Source organism: Trinickia sp. EG282A (assembly GCF_040965455.1).
Classification (GTDB): Bacteria; Pseudomonadota; Gammaproteobacteria; order Burkholderiales; family Burkholderiaceae; genus Trinickia; species Trinickia symbiotica.
The window spans coordinates 1-1,902 of the sequence record NZ_JBFRCC010000023.1 but is presented as its reverse complement, the minus strand read 5'-3'; the positions used below and the strand labels follow the sequence as shown (position 1 = coordinate 1,902).

Annotated in this window: 3 protein-coding genes; all 3 read right to left on the bottom strand. The window is 62.8% G+C overall.

Going from position 1 to position 1,902, the window contains the following annotated elements; translation table 11 throughout:
* A partial coding sequence (locus AB4Y31_RS31725) for an amino acid ABC transporter permease (RefSeq protein ID WP_368677415.1) occupies nt 1-468 on the bottom strand: 468 nt, incomplete at its 3' end.
* 9 nt (nt 469-477) lie between these two features.
* On the bottom strand, nt 478-1,149 hold the full coding sequence (locus AB4Y31_RS31720; RefSeq protein WP_368677414.1) for an amino acid ABC transporter permease: 672 nt from the start codon (nt 1,147-1,149) through the stop codon (nt 478-480).
* A 10-nt stretch (nt 1,150-1,159) separates the two neighbouring features.
* On the bottom strand, nt 1,160-1,902 hold a 743-nt coding region (locus tag AB4Y31_RS31715), incomplete at its 5' end, for an amino acid ABC transporter ATP-binding protein (RefSeq protein WP_368677413.1).

The window sequence follows — 1,902 nt, the reverse complement described above, 5'->3', positions numbered from 1 at the left end:
GCTCACGATGTTCGAGAGCAGCGGCGGAATGGCGCGCAGCAGCGCCTGCGGAAAAATCACGTAGAGGATCTTGGCCTGTGGCGTGAGACTGAGCGCGATGCACGCGTCGTGCTGCTCCGAGGAGATCGACTTGAGCGCGCCGCGAAACGTCTCGCTGGTGATCGCCGCCATGTAGAGCGTGAGCGCGATGATCACTGAGAGATACGGCGGCACCGGAATGCGAAAGAAGATCGGAAAGCAGAAGAACACCCAGAACAGCTGGATCAGTAGCGGCGTGCCGCGGAAGAACTCGACGTATAGCGTCATCGGCATGCGCAGCCATTTCACCGTCGACATTCGCAGCAGGCTGACGATAAAGCCGCCCAGGCTGCCGATCACCGCACAGGTGCCCGTGAAGGCCAGTGTCAGCCCGAGCCCCTTCAGAAGGATCAGCCAGTACGGCCAGATCACCGAGAAATCGATCTGCATGGTGCTCCCTCAGCGTTGATGGGCGGCGTCCTGGCGACGCTCAATCACGTGCACGAGCCGCGCGACCGGCAGCGACAGCGCGAAGTACACGAGCGCCACCACCGAGTACGTCTCGATCGGCCGGTAGGCCTCGGTCGCCACGCTCTTGGCCACGTACATCAGGTCCGCCACCGCCACGATGGCCACCAGCGCGCTTTGCTGCAGCGTGCCGATGCCGTTGGTCATCAGCACCGGCACCGCGTTTCTGAGCGCCTGCGGCAAAATCACGAAGATCGTGCGCTGCCAGGGCTTCAGGCCCAGCGCCACGCACGCGTCCAGATGCTCCTTGGGCACAGCCTGCACGCCGGCGCGGTAGGCCTCGGCATTGAACGCGGTCAGGTTCAGCCCCAGCGCGAGAATGCCCATCAGCACCGGATCGATGAACACGTTCACCATCATCGGGATGCAGTAAAAAAACCAGACAATCTGCAGCAGCGCCGGCGTGCAGCGGAAGAACTCGACGAAGAGCTGCGCGGGCGCGCGCACCACTGCCCAGCGGCTCATCACCAGCAGGCACAGCGCAAAGCCCAGCACGAGCCCCATCAGATTGGCGGCCATCGCCAGCTCGATGGTCACCTTCAGGCCCTCGAGCAGCGCGCCGACGTTGCCGGCCAGAAAGCTGAAATCAAAGTGATAGTGCATGGCGTCGGGTTCAGTCGAGGTGAAGGACTTTCTCGAGGAACTCGCGTGTGCGCGCTTCCTTCGGGCAGCGGAACATCTCCGAGGGAATGCCTTGCTCGACTACCTTGCCGCTTGCGCAAAAGACCACGCGCGTGGCGATGTCGCGGGCGAAGTGCATGTCGTGCGTCACGATGATCATCGCCATCTTCTGCTCGGCGAGCTGCAGCATCACGTTCTGCACCTCCACCACCATCTCGGGGTCCAGTGCGGAGGTGACTTCATCGAACAGCATCAGCTTCGGTTCGAGCATCAGCGCCCGCGCAATCGCGACGCGCTGCTTCTGGCCGCCGGAAAGCTGGCTCGGATAAGCGTTGATCTTGCTCTCGAGACCGAGCCGAGCCAGATATACGCGGGCGCGCTCGGTCGCCTCGGCCTTGGACAGGCCGATTACCTTCACGGGCGCGAGCGTCAGGTTGCTCAGCACCGACAGGTGCGGGAACAGCGTGTAGTGCTGGAAGACCATGCCGATCTGCTTTTGCAGCTTCGCGTCGATGCGCTTGGAGCGGCCCGAATCGGCGCCGAAGATATAGGGCTGGCCGCGAAAGCTGATCTCACCGCTTTGGATGCCTTCCAGACCCATCATGACCCGTAGCAACGAGCTCTTGCCGCTGCCGCTCGGCCCGATCACGACGAGCCGGTCGTCCGCCCGCATCTCCAGGTTCATGTGGTCCATCACGACCAGGTTCTCGCCGTAGGACTTGTACACATCCCGAA

Bases quoted from the DNA above. Each gene is read 5' to 3' on its own strand.
- AB4Y31_RS31720 (WP_368677414.1), bottom strand. From the start codon at position 1,149: ATGCACTATCACTTTGATTTCAGCTTTCTGGCCGGCAACGTCGGCGCG.